This is a genomic window from Okeania sp. SIO2F4 (genome assembly GCF_010672385.1).
Lineage (GTDB): Bacteria > Cyanobacteriota > Cyanobacteriia > Cyanobacteriales > Microcoleaceae > Trichodesmium.
The window spans coordinates 1-1768 of the sequence record NZ_JAAHGT010001323.1 but is presented as its reverse complement, the minus strand read 5'-3'; the positions used below and the strand labels follow the sequence as shown (position 1 = coordinate 1768).

Annotated in this window: 1 protein-coding gene; it reads left to right on the top strand. The window is 39.8% G+C overall.

The features are described from left to right. A partial coding sequence (gene ptsP / locus F6K22_RS40075) for a phosphoenolpyruvate--protein phosphotransferase (protein WP_293110658.1) occupies window positions 1–1574 on the top strand: 1574 nt, incomplete at its 5' end. Window positions 1575–1768 lie beyond the last annotated feature (194 nt).

Genomic DNA, 1768 nt, shown 5'->3' with positions numbered 1-1768 from the left:
AGTTAATATTAGAAACTGCAAAAAAGGAAATTCAAGGAATAATTGAAAGTCTATCTCACAAAAGTACAACCGATAGTACTCAAACTGATATCTTGCAAACACAACTATTATATATAGAAGACCCCAGTTTGCTAGAAAAAGTACATCAACTCATTGTTGCAGAAAATCACTGTGCCGCAGTAGCATGGAAAACATCTATTGAGGCAATGATTAACACATATCAAGAATTAGAAGACCCCTACTTGCAAGCGCGAGCTATCGATATCAAAGATGTGGGAGGGCGAGTGCTGCAACTGCTAACGGGTGAGAGTAGTAGGAGTTTCAATTTATCACAACCAGGAATTTTGGTGACTTCCGACCTAACACCTTCCCTTGCTTTGCAACTGAAACCAAACTTGGTATTGGGTATCTGTACTAGTGCTGGTAGTGTTACTGCTCATAGTACATTGATTGCAAATACCTTAGGTATTCCAATGGTAGTTGGAGTAGGCACTCAGTTGTTGTCATTGGCAACAGATTCTCAAATTGCTTTAGATGGTGCAACAGGAGAAGTTTGGATCGAACCTAGTCAGGTGCAGTTGCAGGAGTTATTGGTAAAACAAAGTCAAACTTTCGATAAATCTCAAGCACCCCAAGAGGCAATAACTAAAGACGGTAGAAAAATTCCGTTAATGGCAAATATTGTGGGAGTTGCTGATGCTGAATTTGCCTTAGAATGTGGTGCCGAAGGAGTAGGTTTATTGCGAAGCGAGTTTCTCTATCTCGATCGCCAGACTCCACCCACAGAAGCAGAAGAATATGAAACTTATCGGGCGATCGCTCAAATTATGGGAATTCGCCCTCTAACTATCCGCACTTTAGATATCGGAGGTGACAAAACAGTTCCCTATATCAAATTGGAGTCGGAAGCTAATCCTTTTTTAGGATGGCGTGGTATTCGGCAAAGTTTAGATACTCCAGAAATTTTGCAGACTCAGTTAAGAGCTATTTTGCGGGCGAGTCACGGACATAATATTAAAATCATGTTTCCTATGGTGGCATCTGTTCAAGAGGTACGCGCAGCTAAGAAAATTTTGACAGAAGTTGAAAACTCTCTTTCTGGTATAAATAAGATAAAAGTAGGAATTATGGTGGAAGTACCAGCAGCAGTTACAATGGCGAACCAGTTGGCGCAGGAGGTAGATTTTTTCAGTATTGGTACAAATGATTTGAGTCAATATGTTATGGCTGCTGACCGAACTAATTCTAAAGTTGCTAATCTTGCTAATGGTCTCGAACCTGCTGTATTGCGGATGATTCAACAAACTGTAATTGCTGCTCATGAAGCAGGAATTTGGGTTAGTGTTTGTGGTCAGTTGGGATCTAATCCCTTAGCAGTGCCTATTTTATTAGGGTTGGGAGTGGATGAGTTGAGTGTAGCACCACCTGCAATATCTATTGTCAAGACAGTAATTTCTCAATTAGATATGTCAGAGGTAGAGGCGATCGCTCATTCTGTGTTGGAGTTAGATGGGGCTAAGTCGGTACAAGAGTATGTTGTTGCTAAATTAGGGATTGAAATTTACGAACGGTGATTTACCGAAATAATTAATAATTAAACAATTAAATAATTAAATAATTCGTGCCTTGAAGCCTCCCCTTGGATAGGGGAAAAAAATAAATCTTTTCCTTGAGCGCCAATCCTCTCTCTTTTAGGGAGAGGTAATTATCCATTATCCATTAATGAAATAGGACTTAGACAGAAACCGGGTTTATCGAGAAAATTTCG